22 protein-coding genes are annotated in these 26,225 nt (G+C 64.0%); 16 read left to right on the top strand and 6 right to left on the bottom strand.

Features of this window, described 5'->3' with window-relative positions; translation table 11 throughout:
• Positions 1-625: 625 nt before the first annotated feature.
• The 7 genes from NKJ76_RS23570 (at position 626) to NKJ76_RS23545 (ending at position 8,559) form a co-directional block, all read left to right on the top strand.
• Positions 626-1,561: a helix-turn-helix domain-containing protein gene (locus tag NKJ76_RS23570; protein WP_023752755.1), complete on the top strand. Its 936-nt coding sequence runs from the start codon at positions 626-628 to the stop codon at positions 1,559-1,561.
• 233 nt (positions 1,562-1,794) lie between these two features.
• Positions 1,795-2,214, top strand: a complete 420-nt coding sequence (locus tag NKJ76_RS23565) for a hypothetical protein (protein ID WP_023687221.1) — start codon at positions 1,795-1,797, stop codon at positions 2,212-2,214.
• Position 2,215: 1 nt separating this feature from the next.
• Entirely contained in the window at positions 2,216-6,436 is a 4,221-nt protein-coding gene (locus tag NKJ76_RS23560; RefSeq protein ID WP_502902334.1) for a beta strand repeat-containing protein, read from the top strand.
• Positions 6,361-6,792, top strand: a complete 432-nt coding sequence (locus tag NKJ76_RS32440) for a YadA-like family protein (RefSeq protein ID WP_502902333.1) — start codon at positions 6,361-6,363, stop codon at positions 6,790-6,792. Before NKJ76_RS23560 ends, NKJ76_RS32440 begins: the two co-directional genes overlap by 76 nt.
• A 9-nt stretch (positions 6,793-6,801) precedes the next feature.
• Positions 6,802-7,377, top strand: coding sequence for an invasion associated locus B family protein (locus NKJ76_RS23555; protein WP_352538469.1), 576 nt, complete (start codon positions 6,802-6,804; stop codon positions 7,375-7,377).
• Positions 7,378-7,390: 13 nt separating this feature from the next.
• Entirely contained in the window at positions 7,391-8,086 is a 696-nt protein-coding gene (locus NKJ76_RS23550; RefSeq protein WP_352538468.1) for a hypothetical protein, read from the top strand.
• Entirely contained in the window at positions 8,083-8,559 is a 477-nt protein-coding gene (locus tag NKJ76_RS23545) for a DUF4189 domain-containing protein (RefSeq protein ID WP_352538467.1), read from the top strand. The genes NKJ76_RS23550 and NKJ76_RS23545 overlap by 4 nt, the downstream gene beginning before the upstream one ends.
• A 4-nt stretch (positions 8,560-8,563) precedes the next feature.
• Here NKJ76_RS23545 and NKJ76_RS23540 read toward each other — a convergent pair whose 3' ends face one another.
• Entirely contained in the window at positions 8,564-9,433 is an 870-nt protein-coding gene (locus NKJ76_RS23540; protein WP_352538466.1) for an aldose 1-epimerase, read from the bottom strand.
• A 71-nt stretch (positions 9,434-9,504) separates the two neighbouring features.
• Positions 9,505-11,055 (bottom strand): helicase HerA-like C-terminal domain-containing protein, encoded by a 1,551-nt coding sequence (locus NKJ76_RS23535; RefSeq protein WP_027050026.1) that lies wholly within the window; start codon positions 11,053-11,055, stop codon positions 9,505-9,507.
• 349 nt (positions 11,056-11,404) lie between these two features.
• Between NKJ76_RS23535 and NKJ76_RS23530 the strand changes: the two genes are divergently transcribed.
• Genes NKJ76_RS23530 through NKJ76_RS23520 form a run of 3 tightly spaced genes read left to right on the top strand, consistent with a single transcriptional unit; the run spans position 11,405 to position 15,106 of the window.
• On the top strand, positions 11,405-12,847 hold the full coding sequence (locus NKJ76_RS23530; protein WP_023727664.1) for a methylmalonyl-CoA mutase subunit beta: 1,443 nt from the start codon (positions 11,405-11,407) through the stop codon (positions 12,845-12,847).
• Positions 12,844-14,964, top strand: a complete 2,121-nt coding sequence (gene scpA, locus NKJ76_RS23525) for a methylmalonyl-CoA mutase (RefSeq protein ID WP_352538465.1) — start codon at positions 12,844-12,846, stop codon at positions 14,962-14,964. The genes NKJ76_RS23530 and scpA overlap by 4 nt, the downstream gene beginning before the upstream one ends.
• Before the next feature lie 10 nt (positions 14,965-14,974).
• On the top strand, positions 14,975-15,106 hold the full coding sequence (locus NKJ76_RS23520; protein ID WP_023732052.1) for an AbrB/MazE/SpoVT family DNA-binding domain-containing protein: 132 nt from the start codon (positions 14,975-14,977) through the stop codon (positions 15,104-15,106).
• A gap of 111 nt (positions 15,107-15,217) precedes the next feature.
• On the opposite strand, the gene greA is transcribed toward NKJ76_RS23520, so the two are convergent.
• Positions 15,218-15,691, bottom strand: a complete 474-nt coding sequence (greA, locus tag NKJ76_RS23515; RefSeq protein ID WP_352538464.1) for a transcription elongation factor GreA — start codon at positions 15,689-15,691, stop codon at positions 15,218-15,220.
• Between the two features lie 139 nt (positions 15,692-15,830).
• On the opposite strand from greA, the gene NKJ76_RS23510 reads away from it, so the two are divergent.
• On the top strand, positions 15,831-17,186 hold the full coding sequence (locus NKJ76_RS23510) for a TIGR03808 family TAT-translocated repetitive protein (protein ID WP_023816476.1): 1,356 nt from the start codon (positions 15,831-15,833) through the stop codon (positions 17,184-17,186).
• Here the strand turns inward: NKJ76_RS23510 and NKJ76_RS23505 are convergent.
• Positions 17,179-18,183, bottom strand: coding sequence for an asparaginase (locus tag NKJ76_RS23505; RefSeq protein WP_023754817.1), 1,005 nt, complete (start codon positions 18,181-18,183; stop codon positions 17,179-17,181). The two genes, NKJ76_RS23510 and NKJ76_RS23505, sit on opposite strands and share 8 nt — an antisense overlap.
• 27 nt (positions 18,184-18,210) lie before the next feature.
• Positions 18,211-19,377 (bottom strand): acetyl-CoA acetyltransferase, encoded by a 1,167-nt coding sequence (locus NKJ76_RS23500; RefSeq protein WP_023743714.1) that lies wholly within the window; start codon positions 19,375-19,377, stop codon positions 18,211-18,213.
• Between the two features lie 189 nt (positions 19,378-19,566).
• Here NKJ76_RS23500 and betI point away from each other — a divergent pair, with 189 nt between their 5' ends.
• Genes betI through betB form a run of 5 tightly spaced genes read left to right on the top strand, consistent with a single transcriptional unit; the run spans position 19,567 to position 25,850 of the window.
• Positions 19,567-20,157, top strand: coding sequence for a choline-binding transcriptional repressor BetI (gene betI, locus NKJ76_RS23495; RefSeq protein WP_023742680.1), 591 nt, complete (start codon positions 19,567-19,569; stop codon positions 20,155-20,157).
• 8 nt (positions 20,158-20,165) lie between these two features.
• A complete protein-coding gene (gene betC, locus NKJ76_RS23490) occupies positions 20,166-21,695 on the top strand; it encodes a choline-sulfatase (protein ID WP_023834450.1) in 1,530 nt (509 codons plus the stop codon).
• Complete coding sequence (locus NKJ76_RS23485) at positions 21,692-22,696, top strand: threonine/serine dehydratase family protein (protein ID WP_352538463.1); 1,005 nt, start codon at positions 21,692-21,694, stop codon at positions 22,694-22,696. Before betC ends, NKJ76_RS23485 begins: the two co-directional genes overlap by 4 nt.
• Positions 22,697-22,699: 3 nt before the next feature.
• The gene (gene betA, locus NKJ76_RS23480; RefSeq protein ID WP_352538462.1) at positions 22,700-24,352 is read left to right on the top strand and encodes a choline dehydrogenase; all 1,653 of its coding nucleotides are present in this window, start codon (positions 22,700-22,702) and stop codon (positions 24,350-24,352) included.
• A 34-nt stretch (positions 24,353-24,386) separates the two neighbouring features.
• Complete coding sequence (gene betB / locus NKJ76_RS23475; protein WP_352538461.1) at positions 24,387-25,850, top strand: betaine-aldehyde dehydrogenase; 1,464 nt, start codon at positions 24,387-24,389, stop codon at positions 25,848-25,850.
• A 220-nt stretch (positions 25,851-26,070) separates the two neighbouring features.
• Here betB and NKJ76_RS23470 read toward each other — a convergent pair.
• Positions 26,071-26,225 (bottom strand): transposase (locus NKJ76_RS23470; protein ID WP_352538521.1); only part of this gene is annotated, 155 nt, incomplete at its 5' end.

Raw genomic sequence — 26,225 nt, 5'->3', positions numbered from 1 at the left:
ACGGAATTTCGATGGGCTGGCAAAGCGGCTGAGGCAAGGCTGAATGAAAAATGCGGGCGAGGTTCAGGAACGCAGCGCAGGCGCCGATCGGGTCGATCGGCACGCCCTCGACACAATCCCCGAAAATGCCAATCCCAGAAGAGCAACCATGCGGGGGAGCGGGATATGCTCTGTCCGCAGCCCTGGATCGCTCCCGGAGGGTCGCCATCGCCGAAGTCGCCTACCTCGCGGGATTTTCGGATCAAGGCCATTTGGCCACCGCCATGAAGAAGCACAAGGGAAAGAAGCCATGATTCGGGCGATAACTGCTGCTGGATCGTCCGTGACAATGACAGATAGTCGACCAGCTCTGGCAATGGCCGCGCGATCTATATTCGGAATACAATGCTGGATTGTGACGGCACACTATGCACAATAACTAGGCAAAATGGTAAGATAAGATCGGAAAATAGTCAGGTAGCCTTGGCTAAAAATTCAAACCTGTAAATTTATAGTCAAAATCCTGGTAAAATTTTCATTTTAGCTCAAATTCTTCTTTGCAATATAAAGCAGCATCTGTAGGATTCGAAGGAACGCCCAGGAGCAAACGTGAATTCTGGGCGCCTCGATATAGCACAGGATTGGATTGATCGGCGCAGCAGTGGCAGAGACGAAGATGCAACATAGAGGCAACGTCCAGGAAAGCGCCGGGACAGAGCGGCGGCGCGCGGATCGTCGCATCTTCGACGGAATTCCGGAAAGCGCGGGGCGCTACCTGGTCACGTTTCGAGGCGGCGCGGCTCATGTCGTTCATCGGCCGGGATCACACACATTCAAAGCGGCGGAACATTTCGCTTCGGTTCTGCTTGCACCCTCACCAGGGATAGCGGCATCGCTGGGCAGCGACAAAGTCCACGAATACGACGGCGACGTCGGTATGATCATGGTCGTCCCAGCCGATCTCGGCGGCAAGGTGACCCGGTCATCCACCACGGAAAGCGCAATCGTGGCGCTCACCCCCGAGAGTCTCTTCGAGCTGGCAACGCGTGAATTCGACACCGGCCATGCCGAGCTTCAACCGCCGCCGTACGGGACCGTCGACTTCCAGGCGCTGCAACTCGCGCAGTTGCTAAAGGCGGAACTGACGGATCGGGAAACTCCAAACGACTTCTATGTCGATTCGTTGGTCACCATGTTCGGCGTCCATTTGCTTCGGAACTACGCAGGAGCGCGAAAGTTGCCACAAGCCCCAAAGGGCGGTCTGTCGAACCGCAGCGCCCGGCGGGTGCGGGAATTCCTGGAGGTAAATTTTTCCAGCAAGATCGCGGTGGCCGAGCTGGCCGCACTCTGTGGCCTGTCGCCGAGCCATTTCATCCTGGCATTCACCAAGACTTTTGGCGAGCCGCCGCACAAATACCTGCTGCGGCTGCGTCTCGATTTCGCCGAAAAACTTCTCATCGAGAGCGACCTGTCGATTGCGGAAGTCGCTCATCTCAGTGGATTCTCGGACCAGAGCCACTTGACAGTCACCATGTCCAGATACCGGAACAGAACCCCCAGGCAGGTGAAGCTGCAACGTTAACGCTTGTTGCGGCGCGCATGATTGTCCGTGGCGATACCTCGATTGATCTTCAGTATAGTCGAAGGTTGTGTGGCAGAGCAGTCACAGTCGTCGCGCAGGGACCAAATACCGGATTTTCCTACAAAGATTCCGGATTATTCCAAAATACCTGCACCGCGAATGTGCTCATGGTCGCGATGGAAGTCATTTGGGGCGGGGGAGCAACCAGATGATACAGCATGTCGGATTGTCCCATGGACATTCAATTCGCGGAAATCGAGGTCTTCGCGCCTAAGGCCGAAGCGGCCTGGGCTGCACTGCAACGCCAATACGCCAGCCGGATCAGCGCTGCGGAACTCGACCATCTCCTGGCCTGTTTCGTGCTTGGACTGACCTCTCCGGCTTGTGGTGAAGGCGATCCGGGATTTCATTTCGATCTCTGCCGCGCGCTGGTGGCGGTAAGCCTGCCGCCGGAACGGACGGAGGCTGCACTGCATACGGTTCCAGAACCGACGCAGCCATGGGTCGCGAGCGCCTATCAGCTGATTGAAAAACAAGGCGCGAAGGTCGGTCTCTCGTTGCGGGAGAAGACGCGCAATTTCGAAGATTTTTTGGCCACCGAGGCGAATGGTGCGGCACATCAGAGCGCCTCGGCAATTGCGAGGAAAAACTAGCATGACCAAACGCGTCGAGGGGCGGAGAAGGATCGAACTTTCTTCAAGCTTTGTCGGAAACTGGATCGCGGGCGCGGCCGACAGCCGCTCGGTGCGGCGCCGCCTGATGGCGGTGCTGCGCAACGCGTGCCGCGTGCTCGGCATGCGACGCAAATGTCTGGGGCTTGGCACGCTGGGCAGCGGCAGAATTGCGGCAGCGGCGCTGGGTGCAATCGCATTCGGGAGCATCGCCACCCCGGCGTCCGCGCAGTATGCCGCCGGCGGCGGCACCGCGACCGCCAGTGGCTCAGTCGCTATCGGCCCGGCCGCGACGGCCTCTCAGCTCAATGCTGTTGCGATCGGGACCCGGTCTGTCGGGTCAACGCAATACGCAGTGGCAATCGGCCAGGATGCGCAGGCCACAGGCACCGGCGGCGCGGTGGCGATCGGCGGCGGCGCGATTTCAAACAACATCAATACGGTAGCAATTGGCGTTCAGTCCGACGCCACTGCGGCCGGGGCCAGCGCACTGGGCACAAACTCCCACGCTTCGGGATCGAACTCCACCGCGGTCGGTGTCGGCGCCACGGCCAGCAACAATTATGCGTTCGCCACTGGCTACGGATCGGTAGCCAGCGCCCAATACGCATACGCCATGGGCTATCAGTCCAGTGCTAGTGGCCTGCGCGGTATGGCGCTTGGATATCAAGCAACCCAGAGCGGGATCGATTCCCTTGCCCAAGGTACCAACGCCAATGCAGGCAGTCAAAACGCCATCGCGATAGGCTTCCAGTCGGTGGCGTCCGATATCAACTCTATCAATATCGGAGCGCGCACCGTTGCGGGGTCAGGGGCCTTGGCCCAAGGCGCCATCGCCCTTGGCACGGATGTCACAGCAAATCAGCAAAACGCCCTTGCCATTGGCGTCCTGACCAAAGCAACGGGAACGAACGCCGCAGCGGTGGGTAGAGGAGCCAGTGCATGGGGCAACCAGTCCATCGCATTCGGCACGGGCGCGCAGGCGGGCGTTCAGGCCAACACGGCTGTGCCCAACAGCATCGCGATCGGTACCAATTCGCTCTCTTCGGGCGCTTTCGCCACGGCGATGGGTGCTACCTCGGTTGCGAGTGGCTCCGCCAGCACAGCGATCGGCAACACGGCTGTCGCCAGCGGCGCGAACGCCTCCTCATTCGGGTCCGGCGCGAATGCGACGGGAGACAATTCTCTTGCCGCCGGTGTCAGCGCCGCCGCTAGCGGGATTGCCAGCACCGCGCTCGGCATCGGCTCCAAGGCCAGTGCCACCAACGCCGTGGCGATCGGTAATGCGGCGGTCGCCAATTCCGCCGACGCGGTTGCCATCGGCACGGCCGCGACGGCCACGGGCGGCAAGGCCGTCTCCATCGGTTCGGGCAACACGGCTTACGGCAACGGCGCGGTCTCCATCGGCGATCCGAGCTATGCCAGCGGCACCGGCGCCTTCACCGGCGGCGCCAACAACATCGCCAACAGCGACGGCACGGCAACCGCCACAGCCGCAAACCAGGCCGCAGGCGCGGTTGCCATCGGCAACAACAACAAGGCCGTCGGGCAAGGCTCCGTGGCGCTGGGCAATGGCTCGACGGCGGGTGCAGCCGGCCTTGCCGGCAATGTCGCGCTGGGCAACGGCGCGACGGCGACGGCAAGCTCCGGCGACGTAGCGCTCGGTTCGGGCTCGGTGACCGCGACGGCGGTCGGCACCAGCGGCGCGACGATCGGCGGCACGGCCTACAGCTTCGCCGGCACGACGCCGACGAGCACTGTCAGCGTCGGCGCGCTCGGCGCGGAGCGGACCATCACCAATGTCGCGGCGGGCCGGCTCAGCAATTCGTCGACCGACGCCATCAATGGCTCGCAGCTCTTCGCCACCAACCAGCAGGTGACGCAGAACACGACGGCGATCGCCGCCAACACCGCCGACATCACCAATCTCGGCAACACGATCAACAGCATCAGCACCGGCGGCGGCATCAAGTATTTCCACGCCAATTCGACGGCGGCGGACTCGTCCGCAACGGGCACGGACTCCGTTGCTATCGGACCAGTCGCGACCGCGACGGGGACAAACGCCATCGCGGCCGGCACCAATTCGAGCGCCTCCGACGCCAACGCCTCGGCCTTCGGCAGCGGCGCCGTCGCATCGGCGCTTGACGCAACGGCGATGGGATACATCTCCAAGGCCTCGGGCCAATACAGCACCGCCGTCGGCGCCAACGCCAATGCCACAGCCACGTCCAGCACCGCGATCGGCCAGAACGCGTTTGCAACCGCCTTTCAAGCGACCGCTCTCGGCGTAGGAGCGAATGCCGGCGCCCAGAATGCAATCGCGCTGGGCGCCCTCGCCAACGCCAGCAACGCCGGCGACGTGGCGCTCGGCTCGGGCTCGGTAACCGCCGCGGCGGTCGGCACCGCCGGCACGACGATCGGCGGCGTCGCCTACAACTTCGCCGGCACGACGCCGGCAAGCACCGTCAGCGTCGGCGCGGTCGGCGCGGAACGCACCATCACCAATGTCGCGGCGGGCCGGCTCAGCAATTCGTCGACCGACGCGATCAACGGCTCACAGCTCTTCGCCACCAACCAGCAGGTGACGCAGAATACGACCGACATCGCCGCCAACACCGCCGACATCACCAATCTCGGCAACACGATCAACAGCATCAGCACGGGCGGCGGCATCAAGTATTTCCACGCCAATTCGACGCTGGCGGATTCGCAGGCGCTGGGGACGGATTCCGTTGCCATCGGCCCGAATGCTGTGGCCAACAATGCCGGCGACGTGGCGATCGGCGCGAATGCGGTGTCGACCGCGACCACGGCGGTCGGCGGCACCACGATCGGCGGCGTTGCCTACACCTTCGCCGGCGCGACGCCCGCTGGTGCATTCTCGGTCGGCTCGGTGGGCGCCGAACGCCAGATCCAGAACGTCGCGGCCGGGCAGTTGAGCGGCTCCTCGACCGATGCGGTCAATGGTTCGCAGCTGTTTGCGACCAACCAGCAGGTGACGCAGAACACGACCGACATTGCCGCCAACACGGCTGACATAACCAATCTCGGCAATTCGATCAGCAACATTACCGGCGACACCTCGCTGGCCTACACCGACGCCAATGGCGACGGCATACGCTATGTGCGCACCAACGACCGGACGCTCGCCGTCGCCGACTCCTTCGCGCAAGGGATCGGCTCGTCCGCCCTCGGCTACCAGGCGACCGCGAGCGCCGACAATGCGCTGGCGCTCGGCCGCGACACCCAGGCCAGCGTCATCGGCGGCGTGGCGCTCGGCGCCGGCTCGGTTTCGGATCGGGCGGTCGCACCCGTATCGGGATCGATCCTCTCCGGCACCGGCCTCATTCCCTACAACACCGCGGACATGAGCCTGCTCGGCGCCGTCTCGGTCGGCACCTCCACCTCCTATCGCCAGATCATCAACGTGGCCGACGGCACGCAGGACCAGGACGCGGTCACGCTTCGCCAGTTGAAGGGCGCGCTGAGCTCGTTCGCGGTGACGGGGAGCCTGTACTTCCACGCCAATTCGACGGCCGCGGATTCGCTTGCGGTCGGCGTCGATTCGGTTGCGGTCGGTCCGCGCACCACCGTCAATGGCGACAACGGCATCGGCATCGGCAATGGCGCCATCGTGCAGCAGACGGCGCCGGGAGGCATCGCGATCGGCCAGAATTCGACGGTCAACCAGGCCGACAGCATCGCCCTCGGCACCAACGCGACCACCAACGGAGCGCAGGCGGTGGCGCTCGGCGCCGGCGCAAAGGCCAACGAGCCGGGCAGCGTCGCGCTCGGCGCGGGCTCGACGACGGCGGCGGCGGTCGCCACCACCGGCACCACGATCAACGGCGTTGCCTATACCTTCGCCGGAACAGCTCCGACGAGCACGGTCAGCGTCGGCACCGTCGGCAACGAGCGCACCGTCACCAATGTCGCGGCGGGCCGGATCAGCGGCACCTCCACCGACGCCATCAACGGCAGCCAGCTCTTCGCCACCAACCAGGCGGTCGAAGCCATGCAGGGTAGCGTCGGCGACCTGAATCAGTTCGCCGTCCAGTACGACAGGACGGGAACGGCAACAAGTCCAACTCGATTACCCTTGCCGGCGGCGACCCGAACACGCCGGTGGTCATCCACAATGTCGGGCCGGGCGTTGCCAACACCGATGCGGTCAATGTTCAGCAGTTCAACAGCGGGTTAGCACTCAACCTGGACAATTCGAAGAACTACACCAACCAGGTGGCGGCCACCACGCTGCAGCAAGCCAATGCGTATGCGGACTCCAAACTCAGCCAGCTCAACATGGACATGGGAGAGGTCAGGGGCGAGGCGCGCCAGGCTGCGGCGATCGGCTTGGCGGCCGGCTCGCTGCGCTACGACGATCGTCCCGGCAAGCTGAGCGTGGCCGCCGGCGGAGGCTATTGGCGCGGTGAAGGCGCCCTGGCCTTCGGCGCCGGCTACACCAGCGAGGAAGGACGTGTTCGAGCGAACCTGTCCGGTACGACGGCAGGCGGACACTGGGGTGTCGGCGCGGGCGTCAGCCTTACGCTGAACTAGAGCCCGGCCATGATCAGGCAGGCAGTCCTTGCTGTCGCGATATCCATGACGTCAATGCTCCTGTCCGGCTCGTTAGCGGCCGGGCAGGAAGCGATCCCTTCCGGCTACAGGGTAAAACCTTCCGACGTAGCGATCCCTGCGGATGCGAAGCTTGGCGAATATCAACGGACCACCCGTCCGTTCGAGAACTGGACGCTGATCTGCGACGAGAACCTGAAGGCGCGCCAAAAGGTCTGCAATGTCACCCAGATCATCGAGGACCAGGCAGGACAGGTTGCGTTCAGCTGGTCGCTTGCCGCCACCAAGGAAGGCAACCCCTACATGATCTTGCGCGCCCCGCCGATCGCCAAGAGCGACGCTCCTGTCTCGCTGACATTCGAGGGGCGCAAGGAGCCGATAAAAATTCAACTCGACGGATGCAATCAGGCCGTCTGCGTCGGCATGCTGCCGGTTGGTCCGATCATGCGCGAACAGATTTCGAAGGCCGCGGCATCCGTCATCTCCTTTCCGACCACGGATGGCAGGACGATCAGCGTAACCGCGACCCTCAAGGGCTTGGCCGCGGCCGTTGCGGCGATCAATTGACGAGGCAATCGCGATGAACCGGCAATCGATCCATGACCGGATAATGGCCCGCAACCAGGGAAAGGATGCTGTCCGGGTCGGCATCGAAGACCGGAGCAGACCGCAACGAAGCCGGGCGAAGACCGCTGTCTTCTCGTTGCTCGCCATTGCCGTCGTCGCCACGGCCGGCTTCGCGGCCATGCGCTACGACCTGCTCCACAATCTATTGCCGCAGCCGGCGGTCGCCGAGACCAACCAGCCCAATCCGGCCCTGGCCGAGACGCCATTTCTGCAACACGCCAAAGAGGCAGGCTTGCAGTCTTGTTCCAACATTTTCCCGGCCCTTGGGCAGATGCTGACAACCGGCACGACGTACAGCGTCCAGTCGATCTGGAACAACGAGGCCCCCGACAAACACCTCGTGGAAGCCCTGGTCGGCATGAACTACGCCACACAGGGCTACAGCGGCCCGGCGGCAGGCCTGGTGTTCGCGGCACCCACCGCATCCGTTTGCGAAGGTACGATGGTCAGGGTGGCGCCATTCGCGGCCAATTGCGCCGATGTTCCGGCCCTGCTTCCGAAAGACAGCAAGCTCGCCAACAATCTTGGACAAATCAGCGTCTACGAACTGGCCAATGGAGGGGGCAACGCGATGCTGCTGCCAACCGGCAACAGCTGCGTCGTCATTTCCGTGGCCTCGGCAGCAGGAAAACAAGGAGGCGTACAATGAGGGTTAATTCCGCCATTGCGGCGGTCGGCATGCTGTTGCTTTGCGCCGGGCGGCTGGGCGCGGCGGACCTCGCCCCGGCGGCGGACGTGCCCGAGCCGCCGGCCCAGGAGGAGAGAGGCATCTGGGCGGCGATCGCCTATTCGAGCCCCGACGAGAAGCACGGCTTCTTTTGGGGCGCCGACAAGCGGCAGGAGGCGATGGACATCGCGCTGAAGCATTGCCAGAACGCCGGCGGCGGCAGCTGCGCCGTGGTCAGCGTATTCCGCAATCATCGCCATTGGGACGACGACGACATTACCGGCTTTCCCTACAAGCATTGCGGCGCCCTCGCCGTAGGCGAGAAGCCGGAAGGGCGGCTGACCAGTTGGGGCGCCGAGACGGCGCAAACACGCCGGGATGCCGAAGACCTGACACTGCAGGCGTGCGAGCGGAGCGGACAGAAATGCAAGATCCGCGAGTGGGTGTGCACATGACGCATCAGAGCGAAGTGGTGGAATGCCAATCGAGGCGCATGTTTGCACTCAGCGTAGCGCCGTGCTCAAGCGGGGTCAGCCCTTCGCCGTGATGCGCATCGACGGTATGCGACACCGGCTCGAAGCAGAAGAAATCCGCATCAATCGACGGCGAATAGAGGATAAAGACGTCGAGCGGCGGCGAGGCCGTGAGCGAGATGGCGATCCTGTCCTCGGGCCGGGTGATCCTGGCGCGGCGGTCCCAGCCGTCGAAGGCGTTGTTGACCCAGCTTCGCGGCAGCAGGGAGGCGTTCGAGAAATTCCACGCGGGGTAATCGGCCACCGGCGCCAGGCCGACCGGCAGATGATGCTTGTCCTCCAGCCAGACCCGCGCCGCCTTCGCCTCGAGCGTCGTTCCGGCGCTGCGCGGGAACCAGGGATGAAAGCCGAGCCCGTAAGGCAGGCGAATGCCGGTGCGATTCTCCACGGTGAGCGTGGCGTCCAGGGCTCCGTCATGCAGCGCATAGGCGACCCGTGCCGTATATCGGTAGGGGCCGATTTCACCGGCGTCGAGGACCAGTTCCGCCTCGGTGGCGCTGTGGCTGGCAATCCGCCACTCCCTCTGGAAGCCGTCGCCATGGATTGGAAAGGCTTCCCCCGGCACGTTCGGCTCGATCGCATGGAAGCGGCCGTCGAAGGCGAAACCGCCGCCTGAGATGCGGTTCGACCAGGGAACCAGAAGCTGGCAGCCGGAGGCGCCGGTGCCATCGTCGGGGCGGAGCAGCGGCACCGTTGCGCCGCCGACCAGTGCGTCGAAGCGGGCGATCGCCGCGCCCTTTTGCGGCGCCAGGACCAGACGGGCGCGGTCGTCGCGCAGTTCCAGGAGGCCGGCCACCCCTTACCAACCGCCGTCGATGGCGATGTTCTGGCCGCTGATCATGTCCGAGGCGGGCTGGCTGACACTTTTCACCGCCCCCTGGACAGGCTGCCCAGGATTCCGCGTACGATCGCGCGGCCGACCGACGAGCCGACCGAACGCACGACAGCCTTGATCGCGGCTTCGGCCACCGTCTGGCGGTTGGACGGCCTTGGCGCAGGGGCCCGGCGACCGCCTGATTGCTGCGGCGGCGGATCGTCATTGCCGAAGCCCGGAATGGTCCAGCGCGAGCGCCCGCTGTCGGCCGGCTGTGCCTGTTCTTCCGCCTCCTGCGCGCCCATGGCTTTCTTCTGCAGCATCTCGAAGGCCGATTCGCGGTCGATGGTCTGGTCGTACTGGCCCGCGACCGGGCTCTGGTCGATCAGCTTGCGGCGCTCGTCCGCCGTGATCGGGCCAAGCCTGGACGATGGCGGCCGGATCAATGTCCGCTGCACCATGGACGGCACGCCCTTGACCTCCAACGTCGAGACCAGCGCCTCGCCGGTGCCGAGCTGGGTGATGGCGGTGGCGCAGTCGAAATCCGGGTTGGGCCGGAAGGTGTCGGCGGCGGTCTTGACCGCCTGCTGCTCACGCGGCGTATAGGCGCGCAGCGCGTGCTGCACGCGGTTGCCGAGCTGGGCGAGAACCTTTTCAGGGATGTCCAAAGGGTTCTGCGTGACGAAATAGACGCCGACGCCCTTGGAGCGGATCAAGCGAACCACCTGCTCGACGCGGTCGATCAGCACCTTCGGCGCCTCGTCGAAAAGCAGATGCGCCTCGTCGAAGAAGAACACCAGCTTCGGCCTGTCGGGATCGCCGACCTCGGGCAATTCCTCGAACAGTTCCGACATCAGCCAGAGCAGGAAGGTGGCGTAGAGCCTGGGGTTCATCATCAGCCTGTCGGCAGCGAGCACGCTGATGGCGCCGCGGCCGTCGCGGGTGGTGCGCATGATGTCGGCGATGCGCAAAGCCGGTTCGCCGAAGAAATGCGCCGCGCCCTGCTGTTCCAGCACGAGAAGCGTGCGCTGGATTGCGCCGACCGACGGCTTGGTGACATTGCCGTAGCGCGAGCTGATCTCGTCGGCGCGCGCTGCGATGTTGGCCAGCAGTGCTTGCAGATCCTTCATGTCGAGCAGCAGCAGGCCATCCTCATCGGCGATGCGGAAGGCGATGTTCATGATGCCTTCCTGCGCTTCGGAGAGGTTCATCAGCCGCGACAGAAGCAGCGGCCCCATTTCCGAGACGGTGGCGCGGATCGGATGGCCCTGCTCGCCGAACAGGTCCCAGAAGATGACCGGGAATTCCTGGAAGTCGTAAGGGTCGAGCTTGACCTGCTCGGCCCGCTTGACCAGGAAATCCTGCGCCTTGCCCATCATGGCAATGCCGGACAGGTCGCCCTTGATATCGGCGCAGAACACAGGCACGCCGGCATTGGAAAACCCCTCGGCCAGGATCTGCAGGCTGACTGTCTTGCCGGTGCCGGTGGCGCCGGTGATCAGGCCATGGCGGTTCCCATATTGCAGCAAGAGCTGTTCGGCGCGCTGATAGCTGTCGTCGGGCTTGCGGCTGGCGCCGAGGAAAATGCTGGTGTCGTCAGCCATATGACCATGTCTCCGCAAACTGATGTGTTAAAAGCCTGTGGCCGTGCCGCAGGGTATAGTCAGGCCATTGCGCAGCGACAATGCTATTCTCCAATCGGGCTATCCATCCAGTTGGCTATTCATCCAGATTGGGCCAATCGTCTAAATTGAACCAATCCTCCAAATCGGTTTTTGGAACTTGCGGATTTTGCCGCTGTTTGGCAATCGTTCCATGGTTCGTCCACGCAGGCTGCCCTATGTCAGGGAAGCGAATCCCAACCGCGCAAGCGCATTGCATTGCGATATCTGGCAGGGAACCGTAGACTGGACGGCTGACGCTGGTGCGGCCGCATAAAAACGAGGAGCATGGATGGGCGCCGGAGCCTTGACCAGGAGTGTCGAACCCGCTGACGTCGAGCGCCAGCGTTGGCTGGCCTTGGCCGAAAAGGCGCTCGCCGGCGCCTCCTTCGAGGAAAAACTAGTCTCGCATACCGACGATCAGATTCGCATCGAACCGCTCTACGATCGCGCTGGCGGCGCCGAGCCGCTTGTGCGCGCCAACCCCAAATTGCCCTGGATTGTCAGCCAGCGCATTGACGATCCCGATATCGGCCGCGCCAAGGCGCAGGCCCTGGACGATGTGGCACAAGGCGCGACGGGATTGTCGCTTGTCTTCGAAGGTGCTCCGAATGCGTTCGGCTATGGCCTGCCGAGGACGGCGCAGGCGCTGGAAACGGTGCTGGATGGCGTACCGCTCAACCGCACGCAGATCCGCATCGACGCCCATCCCTGGAGCCGTGCCGTCGCCGACTGGCTGGTGGCGTTCCTGAGCAAGCGCCGCTCCGACCCGGCAAAGCTGAACCTCTCCTTCGGCATCGACCCGGCGGCAATCTTTGCCGGAACCGGCCGGCTGCGCATGTCGATCGAGGCGTTGCAGGCATCGATGCCGCAATCGCTGGCGCATTTCTTCTCGCTGGGCGTGCCGGGTGTGCTGCTGGAGGCCGACGGGCGGGTGTTCCACAATGCCGGCGCCACGGAGGCGCAGGAACTCGGCACCATGCTCGCTTCCGCCGTGTCCTACCTCAGGATGTTCGAGGATGCGCGCCAGCCGCTTGTCTATGCCGCTCCCCATATCGGCTTTGCGCTGAGCGTCGACCAGAACCAGTTCCTGTCCATGGCCAAGGTCCGGGCCTTGCGCAGGCTGTGGGCGCGCATCCAGGAAACCTGTTCCATCCCGGCATCGACAGCCAACATCCATGCCGAGACGTCGTTCCGCATGATGACGGCGGCGGATCCCGAAACCAACATCCTGCGCACCACCATCGCTAGCTTTGCAGCGGCAGCAGGCGGCGCGGACTCGATCTCCATCCTGGCACACACCATCGCCCTCGGGCTGCCGGCCGGCTTTGCCCGCCGCATCGCCCGCAATGCGCAGTTGATCATGGCCAATGAAAGCCATATCGACCATGTCGCCGACCCAGCATTTGGGTCGGGCGCAGTCGAGGCGCTGACCCTGGGCCTGTGCGAAGCGGCGTGGGAAGAGTTCCAGCGGATCGAAGCGGAAGGCGGCGTTCTGGCAAGCCTGCAGCAAGGGCATATCCAGAAGCGCGTGAAGGCAGCATCCGAGCGCCGCGCCGAGGCCTACCGGTCGGGTGAACGGGCAATCATCGGCACCACGCTTTACCCGCTGAAAAACGATGCCCCGGTCGAGACGCTGGCGGCTGAGCGGCGGCCGCCTTTCACAGAGGGCGTGGCGGTGTGCGAGGCGCTGTTTCCCGTCCGCATCGACCAGGCAATCGGAGCCGCACAGTGATCCCGGATTTCAGCCACATTGGCTGGTCGGCGCCACGGCGCGCGCCGGTCGAGGTCAAGGGCCAGCGGCTGACGCCGGAAGGCATCGCCGTCAAGCATCTCTACGGCCAGGGCGATCTCAAGGGGCTGCCGCATCTCGACACCTATCCGGGAATGCCGCCCTTCGTGCGCGGTCCCTACCCGACCATGTATGTCCAGCAGCCGTGGACGATCCGGCAATATGCCGGCTTCTCGACGGCCGAGGAATCCAACGCCTTCTACCGGCGCAATCTCGCCGCCGGCCAAAAGGGCCTTTCGGTCGCTTTCGATCTGCCCACACATCGCGGCTATGACAGCGACCATCCGCGTGTATCAGGCGATGTCGGCATGGCGGGCGTGGCCATCGATTCCATCCTCGACATGCGGCAATTGTTCGACGGCATCCCGCTCGACGAAATGACGGTGTCGATGACCATGAATGGCGCGGTGCTGCCGATCATGGCGCTCTATATCGTTGCGGCCGAAGAACAGGGCGTCGCGCAGAAGGATCTCGCCGGCACCATTCAGAACGACATTCTGAAAGAGTTCATGGTCCGCAACACCTACATCTATCCGCCGAAGCCCTCGATGCGGATCGTGTCTGACATCTTCTCCTATACCTCCCAGCACATGCCGAAGTTCAATTCGATCTCGATCTCCGGCTATCACATGCAGGAGGCCGGCGCGACCGCGGACCTGGAGCTCGCCTACACCATCGCCGACGGCATCGAATATGCCCGCGCCGGCGTCGCCGCCGGGCTCGACATCGACCGTTTCGCCCCGCGGCTTTCCTTCTTCTGGGCGATCGGCATGAACTTCTTCATGGAGATCGCCAAGCTCCGCGCGGCGCGCCTGCTGTGGGCGACCCTGATGCAGAAGAATTTTGCACCGAAGGATGAACGCTCGCTGTCGCTGCGCACCCATTGCCAGACCTCCGGCTGGTCGCTGACGGCGCAGGACCCCTACAACAACATCACCCGCACCATGATCGAGGCGATGGCGGCGACGCAGGGACATACCCAGTCGCTGCACACCAACTCGTTCGACGAGGCGATGGCGCTGCCGACCGACCACTCGGCCCGCATCGCCCGCAACACGCAGTTGATCCTGCAGAAGGAATCCGGCACCACCCGCATCATCGATCCATGGGGCGGCTCGGCGTATGTCGAACGGCTGACGCATGATCTGGCGGCGCGTGCGCTCGCCCATATCGAAGAGGTCGAGGCGCTTGGCGGCATGGCGGCGGCAACCGAACAGGGCATTCCAAAACTGCGCATCGAGGAAGCGGCGGCGCGCACGCAGGCGCGTATCGATTCCGGCGAGCAGATACTGGTTGGCGTAAACGCGCATCGCCCCGAGAACAACATCGAAGTCGACGTGCTGAAGATCGACAATGCCGAGGTCAGGGCCCGACAGTTGTCGAAGCTGCAGAACCTCAAAGGCACGCGCAATGTCGGCGCGGTCGAGAGCGCGCTCGATGCGCTGACCCGCGCTGCGCAGGGTAACGGAAACCTGCTGGAATTTGCCATCCGCGCCGCGCGCGCCTATGCCACGGTCGGCGAGATCTCGCTGGCGCTGGAAAAGGTCTTTGGCCGTCACGTCGCCTCGGTGCAAACGATCTCCGGCGTTTATCGCAATGCGCTTGGCGACAATCTGACGGTCGGCCGATTGCTGGAGAAGCTCGAAGCTTTCGAGAAGAAGTCCGGCGGCAAGCCGCGCATCCTGGTCGCAAAGATGGGACAGGACGGCCACGACCGTGGCCAGAAGGTGATCGCCACGGCCTTCGCCGATCTCGGCTTCGACGTGACGGTCGGCGCGATGTTCCAGACACCCGACGAGATCGCCAGGCTGGCGGTGGCGCAGGACGTCCATGTCATCGGCGCCTCGTCGCTGGCGGCGGGGCACCTGACACTGATCCCCGAATTGCGCGATGCGCTGAAGAAACTCGGCCACCCCGACATGCTGATCGTCGTCGGCGGCGTCATCCCGCCGCAGGATTACGGCGCAGTGCTGGAAGCGGGTGCCGCGGAAATCTTCCCGCCAGGGACGGTTATCCCGGAGGCTGCGGATCGGTTGCTGGACCGGCTGCTGGCGAGCTGATTGTATAGCTATGAACACCATCATTCACGGACTTGAGGACGGATCGGGCGTTGTAATCCTGCCGCGGGAAACGCTCGACAGCTTGAGCCTGCAAGTGGGCGATGAACTCCAGATCATCGAAACCACGACGGCATCATCCTAAGGCCGGTGCCGTGTGACGACGTCGAACGGCAAATACGTGCTGCTCGCGATGTCATGGACAAGTATGAGCCCGCGTTGCGAAAGCTGGCTGTGCAAATAGGGTGAGCTGGCGTCAGGCGTCCGACAGCTTGACAATTTCCCATTCCTTGCCGTTGACGCTTGCGACGTCGCCGACCTTCTTGCCGAACAGCGCCACGGCCATTGGCGAGACGTGTGAGATGCTGCCCTTTGAGGGGTCGGCCTCGTCCTCGCCGACGATCTTCCAGTGCACTTTCTTGCCGTCATCGCTTTCCAGCGTGACACCCATGCCGAAGCGCACCTGGTCGCTGCCCGGTTCCGGCTCGGAAAGCTCGGCGCTTTCGCGGCGCGCTGTCCAGTAGCGCAGGTCGCGCGAGACGACGGCAATGCGCTCGCGATCGGCTTTTCGCTCGGCTTTCGCCAAAATGTCGCGCAGATCGGCCAGATTGTCCTCGATCATCGCCAGGCCGCGCTCCGTCACCAGATTGCGGTGTTGGCTGATCGGCCGCTCGCCGATGCCGGCAATGGCGTTTTCGCTGTCTTCCTCGCGGGTGAAAGCCCTGCTCATCGGATAAACTTAGGCCCGCTTCGGCGACTGTACAAGCCACTTGGCGGACCCGGTCATTGGTCGGACTATCGCCGAGCGGAGACCTATGCGGCTGGCCCAATTCCTGCGAAGAACCATTTCATCGCAGGGATCTGTGCCGATGTTGAACAGACGAACGCTTCTCAAGGGGACTGTCGGCTTTGCGGTGCTCGGCGTTTCGCTGGACAACGCCTTGGCGAAGACGGCAGCGCTTGGCTCGATCAATGCCGCCGAGCTTGGCGTGGAGCCGGACGCACCGGACGACCAGAGCAAGGCCTTCGCCACGATGCTAGCCGAGGCAAGCCAGCGCAATGCGCCGGTGTTCCTGCCGCCGGGCACCTATGTCGTGTCCAACCTGACCCTGCCCGCCCGCGTCAGGCTTTCGGGCGTGCCGGGCGCCTCGCGCATCCTCTATGGCGGCAATGGCCATTTGCTGACGGCCGAACAGGCCGAGCATATAGAGTTCACCGCATTGGTCTTCGACGGCGCCAACGGCGGGTTGGCCGACGATGCGCAAGGCCTGCTCGACCTGCGCCGCGTCGCCCATCTCGTCATCGACAATTGCACGATCACCGGCAGCTGCAAGCATGGGCTGGCGCTGGAGCATGCGTCGGGCCGCGTCGAGCGCTCCGAGATTTCGGGGGCTGCGGACGCCGGCATCTACTCCGTCGAGGCCGCTGGCCTGGCGATATCCGATAATGCCGTATCCGACTGCGGCAATGGCGGCATTCTTGTCCATCGCTGGCAGCAGGCCGAGGACGGCACGATCGTCAGCGGCAACCGCGTGCAGCGGATCGGCGCGCGCAGCGGCGGCACCGGGCAGAACGGCAATGGCATCAACGCATTCCGTGCCGGCAATGTCTCCGTCACCGGCAACATCGTCTCGGACTGCGCCTTCTCGGCGATCCGCGCCAACAGTTCAAGCAATCTGCAGATGACCGGGAACACCTGCTCGCGGTCGGGCGAAACCGCGCTCTATTCCGAATTCTCCTTCGAAGGCGCCATCATCGGCAACAACATCGTCGATGGTGCCGCTAACGGCATCTCGATCGTCAATTTCAACGAGGGCGGCCGTATGGGTGTCTGCTCGAACAACATCGTGCGCAACCTCTCGACCACCGGCCCCTACCCCGCCGACGCGCCGGGCTTCGGCGTCGGTATCAGCGTCGAGGCCGACACCACCGTCTCGGGCAATGTCATCGAGAACGCGCCGCTCTACGGCATGCAGATCGGCTGGGGCGCCTATATGCGCAATGTTGTGGCGACGGGAAACATCATTCGTCAGGCCGGAACCGGCATCGCCGTCACTGTGGTCGAGGGCGCTGGGAACGCCATCATCTCCGACAACGTCATCGACGGCGCCGAGAACGGCGCCATCATCGGCCAGCGCTGGGCCGAACGGGCGACCGGCGACCTCGCGCGGTCGAGCGATAGCGGCTATGCGCACCTGACGGTCGAGCGAAACAGGGTCAGCTGAGCGTCGTCGTCGGCCGCAGCGAGCCGACCTTGGCGCCGATGCGGCTTTCGATCGGCGGATTGGCCCGCTCCAGAAGGTTCGCCGCCAGTGCGCCGTCGGCGCTGAGAAGTTTTGCCAGCACAGCAGCAATCATCACCTCGGCGGCGCGGCCGGCGCCGTCATCACATTTCAGCGCGATGCCGAGGCCAAGCTCCGGAACGGCAGCGCAATAGACGCCTTCGGCGCCCGTCTTGACGAAGATGCGGCCGGGCGCGGCCTGCATCAGCGCCACATCGGCCTTGCCGGTGCCGGCGACCAGGAAAGGCTCGGCCATGCAGGCAGACAGCAGGCGTTTGGCCGCCTTGGCACGCTCAGGGCCAAAGCTCCTGCCCGTAGCCATGCGGGCAAAGCCAAGGGCAAAACTTTTCAGCGGCACGGCATAGGTGGGGATCGAGCAGCCATCGGTTGCCCGGTGATCCGCATCGTGGGCAGCGCCGGTCACCGCCTGCATGGCGTCGCGCACCATCTCCTGCAAACCATGGCCTGCCTTGACGTAGCCTTGGTGGGCAATCCCTGAGTGCACGCAGGTGCAGAGAAATCCGGAATGCTTGCCCGAGCAATTGTTGTGCAGTGCGTTCGGCGAGACGCCTGTGCGGGCCAGTGCGATCGTCGCGTCGTGGCTCGACGGCCAATGCGCGCCGCATTCCAGCGCCGACTTGTCGAGGTCGGCCTTGGCCAGCATCGCCTGCGCCAGTTCGACATGCGCGGGTTCGCCTGAATGTGAAGCGCAGGCCAGCGCCAGTTCGCGGTCGCCGAAGCCATAGGCATCGGCGGCACCCGTTTCGACCAGGGGCAGCGCCTGGATCGCCTTGACCGCCGAGCGCGGAAACACCGGCCGCGCCGTATCGCCGATCTCCAGGACAGGCTTGCCGTCACCGTCAAAGATTGCGACAGCGCCGCGATGGGCGCTCTCGACGATCGCGCCGCGCAAGACTTCGACCAGAACCGGATTTGTCATCACCACCCCGAAAAATACGGGCCGCTTCTACCTGATCCGGTCGAGGATGGAAACGTAGTTGGCGACGGCAGCGCCACCCATGTTGAAGATGCCGCCAAGCTTTGCGTCCGGCACCTGGATGCCGCCTGCTTCGCCGGTCAACTGCATGGCGGTCAGCACATGCATCGACACACCGGTGGCGCCGATCGGATGGCCCTTGGCCTTCAGCCCGCCCGAAGGGTTGACCGGCAGCCTGCCGTCTTTTGCAGTCGTGCCGTCTAGCGCCAGCCTGCCGCCCTCGCCCGGCTTGGCTAGGCCCATCGCCTCATATTCGATCAGCTCGGCAATGGTGAAGCAGTCATGCGTCTCGACGAAGGAGAGGTCGTCGAGCGTCACGCCGGCCTTCTTCAAAGCCTGGTTCCAGGCTTGCTCGCAGCCTTCGAAGGACAGGATGTCACGCTTCGACATCGGCAGGAAATCCTGGACATGCTCGTTGGCGCGGAAGGCGACGGCGCGGCGCATCTTCAGCGCCGTCGAGGTGTCGGTGAGCACAAGAGCGGCGGCGCCATCGGAAACCAGGGAGCAATCGGTGCGCTTCAGCGGACCGGCGACGAAGGGGTTCTTCTCGCTTTCCTGGCGGCAGAATTCGTAACCGAAATCCTTACGCATCTGCGCGTACGGATTGTCGACGCCGTTCTTGTGGTTCTTGGCGGCGATCATCGCCAGCGCGTCCGACTGGTCGCCATAACGCTGGAAATAGGCCTGCGCGATCTTGCCGAAGACGCCAGCGAAACCGGCCGGCGTGTCGCCCTCCTCCGGCAGATAGGAAGCCTTGAGCAGGTTCTTGCCGATCTCGGGGCCGGGGGTCGTCGTCATCTGCTCGGCACCGACCACCAGCACGATGCGGGCGGCATTGGCGTCGATGGCGCGGATGCCTTGGCGGACCGCTGCCGAACCCGTGGCGCAGGCGTTCTCGACCCGCGTCGCCGGCTTGAAGCGCAGCCGGTCATCGGCCTGCAGCACCAGGCTGGCGGTAAAATCCTGAGGGGAGAAGCCGGCGTTGAAATGGCCGAGCACGATCTCGTCGACCTCGTCCGGGCCAATGCCGGCATGGTCGAGCGCGTCGACCGCGACCTTTGTGATCAGGCCCTCGAGCGTCTGGGCTTCAAGCTTGCCGAAGCGCGAATGCGCCCAGCCGACGATGCATGCGGTCATGGCAACCTCCGTTCGCCGCAAGCCTAACATGTCATAGCGCGGCATCAGCCTCTAATATTGTTCAACAGTGAACCGTTTTCCAGTCCAAGGGATGGGCCAGAGCGACACGATCGGTTGATCCGAGCGCGAGTTTTTTATTGATTGATCCGTCAATAAAAAATAATCTCGGTTTTGATCTGGATCTCCCCAATGCCGAAAGTCGGAATGGAACCGTTGCGCCGCAAGGCGCTCATCGACGCGACGATCTCGGCGATCGGCGAGCGCGGCTCGCTTGATGTGACCATGTCGGAGATCGCCGGACGGGCGGGCGTGTCGTCGGCCCTTGCCCACCACTATTTCGGCGCCAAGGACGAACTGCTGCTGGCGACGATGCGGCACATACTGGCCGAACTGACCATCGACATGCGGCGCGCCCTGCAATCCGCCGGCTCGCCGCGCGAACGCGTCTCGGCGGTGGTCGCCGTCAACTTCTCCGACATCCAGTTCCGGCCGGAAACCATCGCGGCCTGGCTCGCCTTTTATGTCGAGGCACAGAAATCATCGGCCCTGCGCCGGCTGCTCAGGGTCTATGCGCGGCGGCTGCACTCGAACCTGATGAGCGGACTGACCGGCATACTGCCGCGCAACGAGGCCGACCGCGCGGCGGAAGCGGTCGCGGCGATGATCGACGGGCTGTACATCAGGCGCGCGCTGAAGGACGGCGTGCCGGATGCTCAAACCGCGATCGCGCTGGTCGAAGATTATCTCGAAATCAAACTCGGCGGGCGACAGACACAGTGACAGCCTCAGTGATATCAAGGCGACCCAACATCCTGATCGTCATGGTCGATCAGCTCAACGGCACGCTGTTTGCGGACGGGCCGGCGGACTTCCTGCATGTGCCGCATCTCAAGGCGCTGGCCGCACGCTCGGCGCGCTTCGGCAACAACTACACGGCCTCGCCGCTTTGCGCGCCGGGCCGCGCCGCTTTCATGAGCGGGCAATTGCCGTCGCGCACCCAGGTCTATGACAACGCCGCCGAATTCGCTTCCTCGATCCCGACCTATGCGCATCATCTGCGCAGCGCCGGCTACTACACCTGCCTGTCGGGCAAGATGCATTTCGTCGGGCCGGACCAGTTGCACGGTTTCGAGGAGCGGCTGACCACCGACATCTATCCCGCCGATTTCGGCTGGACGCCGGATTACCGCAAGCCCGGCGAGCGCATCGACTGGTGGTATCACAATCTGGGCTCGGTCACCGGCGCCGGCGTTGCCGAGATCACCAACCAGATGGAGTATGACGACGAGGTCGCCTTCCACGCGGTGCAAAAACTCTACGATCTTGCCCGCACCTCCGAGGACGAGGCCAGCCGGCCCTGGTGCCTGACGGTTTCCTTCACCCACCCGCACGACCCCTATGTCGCACGGCGGCAATATTGGGATCTCTATGAAGACTGTCCGGCGCTTGAGCCGGAGGTGGGATTCATCCCCTATGCCCATCAGGACCCGCATTCGCAACGGCTTTACCGGGCCAGCGACTACGACAGTTTCAACATCACGCCGGAGCAGATCCGCCGCTCGCGGCGCGGCTACTACGCCAACATCTCCTATCTCGACGACAAGGTCGGCGAGTTGATGTCAGTGCTGGAGCGAACGCGCATGCTGGACGACACCATCATCCTGTTCTGCTCCGACCATGGCGACATGCTTGGCGAGCGCGGCCTGTGGTTCAAGATGAATTTTTTCGAGGGCTCGGCGCGAGTACCTTTGATGATCGCCGGCAAAGGCATTCCTGCAGGGCTGATCGAGGCGCCGGTCTCCAACCTCGACGTGACGCCGACATTGTGCGATCTCGCCGGCATCGACATCTCCGCGATCGCACCGTGGACCGATGGCCAGTCGCTGCTGCCGTTGCTTGATGGCGGACAGCGCACCGCGCCGGTGCTGATGGAATATGCCGCCGAGGGCTCCAACGCGCCGTTGGTGGCGATCCGCGACGGCCGCTACAAATTCATCCATTGCGAGATCGACCCGCCGCTTCTGTTCGATCTCGAAGCCGATCCGCAAGAACGCACCAATCTTGCCGCCGATCCGGCGCATGCCGATCTGGTGGCCGCCTTCACAGGAGCAGTGCGGGCGCGCTGGGACATGGCGGCCTTCGATGCCGCGGTGCGCGTCAGCCAGGCGCGGCGCTGGGTGGTTTATCCCGCGCTGCGCAACGGCACGCATTACCCCTGGGAGTTCCAGCCACTGCAGAAGGCGTCGGAACGCTACATGCGCAACCACATGAACCTCGACAATCTCGAGGAACAGAAACGCTTTCCGCGAGGCGAATGATGACAATTGTCCCCTCCCTCGAGCACCTCAGACAGGCCTATGCCGTGACGTCGAAGGCGACGCAGATCACGCCTTTGCTGGAATCGACAGCCTTGGCCAAGGAGACGGGTGCGGCCCGCGTCTTCATCAAACCGGAATCGCTGCAATGGGCGGGATCGTTCAAGGTGCGCGGGGCCTATTGGCGGTTGAAGCGGCTGTCGCCGGATGAGGCCAGAAAAGGCGTCGTCGCCTACTCCTCCGGCAATTTCGCGCAAGGGTTGGCGGCTGCCGGCCAGGCGCTCGGCATTCCCGTCACCATCGTCATGCCGATCGACGCGCCGGCCGCCAAGCGCGATGCGACCGCAGGTTATGGCGCGCGCGTCGTGCTGACCGATCATGGCGAGCGCGCCCGTGAAGAGGTCGCAGCCGCCAAGGCCCGCGAGATTGCCGAGACCGAAGGGCTGGCGTTGCTGCATCCATTCGACGATCCGGAGATCGTTGCCGGCCAGGCCGGCGCCGGGCTCGAAGCGCTCGAACAACTCGAGGCAAAGGACGCCAGCGCCGACCTTCTGTTCTGCTCGGTCGGCGGCGGCGGACTGATCGGTGGCATGTCGCTCGCCTTCCACTATCTGTCGCCGGGAACCGAGATCATCGGCGTCGAGCCGGAAGGCTTCAACGGCATGGGTTCATCGCTAGCGCATGGCGCCATCGAGACCATGCCGATCGCGCCGAAATCGATTTGCGACGGGCTGATGTCGCGGCGGCCGGGCGACGCGCCGTTCGCGGCGGTCAAGACCGCCGGCGTGCGCGGCATCACCGTCGACGACCAATCGGTTAGGCAAGCGATGAAGATCGCCTTCGAGCGGATGAAGTTGGTGCTTGAGCCGTCAGGCGCCGCGTCGCTGGCGGCGCTGCTCGGCGGCAAGGTGGATGTGGCGGGTAAAACCGTCCTGGTCATGGCTACCGGCGGCAATGTCTCTCTCGCCGATTTTATTTCGCATATGAACGATGGGCGCATGTGAACCATGCTTGAAGCAGACTTCGTCATCATCGGCTCCGGCTCGGCCGGCTCGGCCATGGCCTACCGGCTGTCGGAAGACGGCAAGCATTCGGTGATCGTCATCGAGTTCGGCGGCACCGATATCGGGCCGCTGATCCAGATGCCGTCGGCGCTGTCGATCCCGCTCAATATGAGCCTTTACGACTGGGGCTTTGCCAGCGAACCAGAGCCGCATCTCGGCGGCCGCGTGCTGGCGACGCCACGCGGCAAGGTGATCGGCGGCTCGTCCTCGATCAACGGCATGGTCTATGTCAGGGGCCACGCACGCGACTTCGACCACTGGGCCGAACAGGGGGCGGCCGGCTGGGGCTTCGCCGACGTGCTGCCCTATTTCAAGCGCATGGAGGACAGTGACGGGGGCGAGGACGGCTGGCGCGGCCACGGCGGCCCGCTGCACGTCCAGCGTGGCCCGCGCAAGAATCCGCTCTACGGCGCCTTTGTCGAGGCCGGCCGCCAAGCCGGGTTCGAACTGACCGACGACTACAATGGTTCGAAGCAGGAAGGCTTCGGGCCGATGGAGCAGACCATACGCGGCGGCCGCCGCTGGTCGGCGGCGTCAGCCTATCTGAAGCCGGCGCTCAAGCGGCAAAATGTCAGCGTGATCAGAGGCTTCGCCCGCCGGGTGATCATCGAGAATCAGCGTGCCGTCGGAGTCGAGATCGAAGCTCACAAACAGATTCAGGTCGTTAAGGCGCGACGTGAGGTGATCGTTGCCGCATCATCGATCAATTCGCCCAAGATCCTGATGCTATCCGGTATCGGCCCGGCCGCGCATCTCAAGGAGAACGGCATCCAGGTCGTGGCCGACCGGCCCGGTGTCGGCCGCAATCTGCAGGATCATATGGAGCTCTACATCCAGCAGGAATCGACCCAGCCGATCACGCTGAATTCGGTTCTCAACCCATTCTCCAAGACGCTGATCGGGGCGCAGTGGCTGTTCTTCAAGACCGGCCTCGGCGCCACCAACCATTTCGAGGCCGCGGCCTTCGTGCGCTCGCAGGCCGGTGTCGACTACCCCGATATCCAGTACCACTTCATCCCGGCGGCGGTGCGCTATGACGGCAAGGCGGCGGCGAAGGCGCATGGCTTCCAGGCGCATGTCGGGCCGATGCGGTCGAAGTCGCGCGGCTCGGTGACGCTGCGCTCTCCCGACCCGAAAGCGGCACCGGTGATCCGCTTCAATTACATGTCGCATCCAGACGACTGGGCCGAGTTCCGCCACTGCATCAGGCTGACTCGCGAGATCTTCGGCCAGAAGGCTTTTGACGGCTTCCGCGGCAAGGAAATCTCGCCAGGTTCGCATGTCCAGTCGGACGAGGATCTCGACGCCTTCATCCGGGATCATGCCGAGAGCGCCTATCACCCGTGCGGCACCTGCAAGATGGGTCGGGCCGATGACATCACGAGCGTCGTCGATCCGGAGTGCCGCGTCATCGGCATCGACGGGTTGCGGGTCGCCGACTCCTCGATCTTTCCGCGCGTCACCAATGGCAATCTCAACGCGCCCTCGATCATGACCGGCGAAAAGGCCTCCGACCACATTCTCGGCCGCACGCCGCTGGCGCCCTCCAACCAGGAACCCTGGATCAATCCGCGCTGGCAGGTGGCGGATCGATAGGGCATTGTCCGGCGAAGACCATTGGAGAATTCATATGCGCGCCCAGCCAACGGCATCGCACTATGTCAACGGCCGCTACATCGAGGACGAAGGCGGCGCGCCGCTGCCGGTGATCTATCCGGCGACCGGTGAGGTCATCGCCACCTTGCATTCGGCGACTCCGAACGTGCTGGAGCTCGCCATCGAAGCCGCGCGGGCCGCACAACCGGCCTGGGCGCGGATGAAGCCGGTCGAGCGTGGCCGCATCCTGCGCCGCGCCGCCGACATTTTGCGCGCGCGCAACGCCGATCTGGCGCGGATCGAGACGCTCGACACCGGCAAAGCGATCCAGGAGACGCTGGTGGCGGATGCACTATCGGCCGCCGACTGCCTCGAATATTTCGGCGGCGCGGTTGCCGCCTTCAACGGCGAGGCGATCGATCTTGGTGGACCTTTTGCCTATACGCGCCGCGAGGCGCTCGGTGTGTGCGTCGGCATCGGCGCCTGGAACTATCCGATCCAGATCGCCGGCTGGAAATCCGCCCCGGCGCTCGCCATGGGCAACGCCATGGTATTCAAGCCTTCGGAGAACACGCCGCTGTCGGCGCTGGCGCTGGCCGAGATCTACTCAGAGGCGGGCCTGCCCGACGGGCTGTTCAACGTCGTGCAAGGCTATGGCGAAGTCGGCGCCGGCCTCGTCGGCCATGATGTCGTTGCCAAGGTTTCGGTGACCGGCTCGGTGCCGACCGGCCGCAAGGTGCTGTCGCTCGCCGGTTCGAAGATGAAGCATGCGACGATGGAACTCGGCGGCAAGTCGCCGCTGATCGTGTTCGACGATGCCGATCTCGAAAACGCCATCGGCGGCGCCATGCTCGGCAATTTCTATTCGACCGGGCAGATCTGCTCCAACGGCACGCGTGTTTTCGTACAAAGCGGCATCCATGACCGCTTCGTCGACCGGCTGGTCGAGCGGACGAAAAAGATCCGCATCGGCGATCCGCTCGATCCTGAGACGCAGATGGGGCCGCTGGTCAACAAGGCGCAGCAGGAGAAGGTCGTTTCCTACATCGCGGCCGGCAGGCAGGATGGAGCAACGCTCGCCTGCGGTGGCAACGTGCCGTCGCTGCAAGGGTTCGATGGCGGCTTCTTTGTAGAGCCAACCGTGTTCACCGGTGTCACCGATAAGATGCGCATTGCGCGCGAGGAGATTTTCGGGCCGGTGATGAGCGTGCTGAAGTTCGACGGCGAGGACGAGGTGATCGACCGCGCCAACGACACCGAATTCGGCCTCGCCGCCGGCGTCTTCACCCGCGACATGCAGCGCGCTCATAGGGTGATCGCCGAACTGCAGGCCGGCACCTGCTGGATCAACGCCTACAATCTGACGCCAGTGGAAATTCCGTTTGGCGGGGTGAAGCAATCCGGCATCGGGCGCGAGAACTCGCTGGCGGCTTTAGCGCTCTATTCGCAGCTGAAGGCGGTGTATGTCGAGACCGGGGACGTGGCGAGCCCGTATTGAGGGTTGAAAGCGAAGTGACAGCTGATCTCCCCCCTTGCGGGGGAGATGGCCGGCAGGCCAGAGGGGGGTGTGACGGATCGCCAACCTTTTGTCTGATCTTCGAGTAGCCGAGACGTCGGCGGGACAGCACCCCCCCTCTGCCTTGCCAGGCATCTCCCCCGCAAGGGGGGAGATGGTTGTGTGCGTCAAGTTCTGCAAAATGGGGCGGCCATGATGCTGGTCATGCGGCTTGGCGCAGAGCGAGCTTCTTGTGCTCGCGCAGGTCGTCCATATTGATGTATCGGTTGGCCTCCATCCAGTTTTCATTGGTCTCGACGGCCAAGGCCCTGACCAGGCGCAGGCAGCTTTCGGTATTGGGGAAGATGCGCACGACAT

Origin of the sequence: Mesorhizobium sp. M0029, from assembly GCF_040323735.1 — a bacterium.
In the GTDB taxonomy this organism is placed as follows: Bacteria; Pseudomonadota; Alphaproteobacteria; order Rhizobiales; family Rhizobiaceae; genus Mesorhizobium.
Note: the sequence above shows the minus strand (reverse complement) of the source record. Positions and strands in the feature narration are given on the sequence as shown.